Source organism: Streptomyces sp. NPDC001848, from assembly GCF_042891915.1.
Lineage (GTDB): Bacteria > Actinomycetota > Actinomycetes > Streptomycetales > Streptomycetaceae > Streptomyces.
On sequence record NZ_JBIATP010000048.1, the window covers coordinates 1 to 1,699 of the forward strand.

The following is a 1,699-nucleotide window of genomic DNA, read 5'->3' on the forward strand; positions in this document are numbered from 1 at the left end:
AGGGCTTGCAGATCATCAAGGTGTTGCTTCCCGTCCCGTGGCTCGTTGGTGTGGTATGCGCATCCCGGACGAGATCCGTGCCCAACTCGCTGTGAAGTTCGCAGTGTTGTTCCCGCATCTGGACGAGCGGCAGCGACGGCTACTGATGGCCGCGGAGGCCCGTGTCCTGGGACACGGTGGTGTTCGGGCCGTCGCGCGGGCGGCCTCGGTGAGTGAGACCACGGTTCGCAAGGGCGTGTTCGAGCTGGAGACCGGCGAGGAGCCTCTGGGGCGGGTGCGGCGGCCAGGCGGAGGCCGCAAGAGGGTCGCAGATCTCGATCCGGGGCTGCGGCCGGCCCTGCTGGCACTGGTCGAGCCGGACGAGCGCGGTGATCCGATGTCGCCACTGCGGTGGACGGTCAAATCGACCCGCAACCTCGCACGGGAGCTGGCCCGGGCCGGGCACAAAGTCAGTGCGGACACCGTTGCCGACCTGCTGCGGGAGGAAGGCTTCAGCCTGCAGGCCAACGCCAAGACCATTGAGGGAAGCCAGCATCCGGACCGGGATGCCCAGTTCCGCTATCTCAACGAGCAGGCCCGCGATCACCGGGACACCGGCCAGCCGGTGATCAGCGTGGACACCAAGAAGAAGGAACTCGTCGGAGAGTTCAAGAACAACGGCCGCCAGTGGCGGCCTGCCGGTGAGCCAGCGCCGGTGCACATCCACGACTTCGCCGACCCGCAGCTGGGCAAGGCCATCCCGTACGGGATCTACGATCTCGCGGCGGACACCGGCTGGGTCAACGTGGGCACCGATCACGACACCGCCGCGTTCGCAGTGGAATCGATCCGCCGCTGGTGGTGCAGCCAGGGCCGGGCCGCCTACCCGCAGGCGACACGACTGCTCATCACCGCCGACGCGGGCGGCTCAAACGGCTACCGCACCCGGGCCTGGAAGCTCGAACTCGCCCGGCTCGCTGCCGAAACAGGACTGACGATCACCGTCTGCCACCTACCGCCGGGCACATCGAAGTGGAACAAGATCGAGCACCGGCTCTTCTCCCACATCACCATGAACTGGCGCGGCCGCCCGCTGACCAGCCACGAAGTCATCGTCCAGTCCATCGCCGCGACCACCACCCGCACCGGCCTGCGCGTCATGGCCGAGCTGGACACCAACACCTACCCCACCGGAGTCCAGATCGGCGACGCGGAGATGGCGGCCCTGCCACTGACCCGACACGCCTTCCATGGCGACTGGAACTATGCCGTGCACCCCCAGCCGTACCCTGCCGTCCCAGCACCCCGGACTCCACAAAAGCCGGCCCCGGAGTGGGACCAAGCTCTGCTGTCCGATCCCTCCCTGACCGGCATGACCCGGCAGCAACTGAGCGAACTCACCGACATCTTGGCCGTCGATGGCGACGTCAAGCGCGGACGCCCGCCCCGACTCGCCTTCCCCCACCAGGTCCTGGCGACCGTCCTTCACCTGCGGATCGCCCTGGCCGCGGAACCCCTCGCCGTGCTGTTCGACAGCAGCCGCACCGCCATGCACCGCACCCTGCTCAAGATCAGGACACTGCTGAAGGCGCACAGCATCGTCATCCCACCGGCAGCCACCCCGCCCTCCGCCCTCACAGCCCTTCAGGCTCGGGTTCAAGCCCTGAGTGGCGACCCCAGCAGCATGATCAAAACAACGTGTTAATGATCTGCAAGCCCT

1 protein-coding gene is annotated in these 1,699 nt (G+C 67.4%); it reads left to right on the forward strand.

The window, feature by feature from the left end; genetic code table 11:
• Window positions 1–55 precede the first annotated feature (55 nt).
• Window positions 56–1,684, forward strand: coding sequence for an ISAzo13 family transposase (locus ACFYZJ_RS39365; protein WP_388577213.1), 1,629 nt, complete (start codon window positions 56–58; stop codon window positions 1,682–1,684).
• The last annotated feature ends 15 nt before the right edge of the window (window positions 1,685–1,699 follow it).

Coding starts and splice junctions, on each gene's coding strand:
- ACFYZJ_RS39365 (WP_388577213.1), top strand. CDS start 56: ATGCGCATCCCGGACGAGATCCGTGCCCAACTCGCTGTGAAGTTCGCA.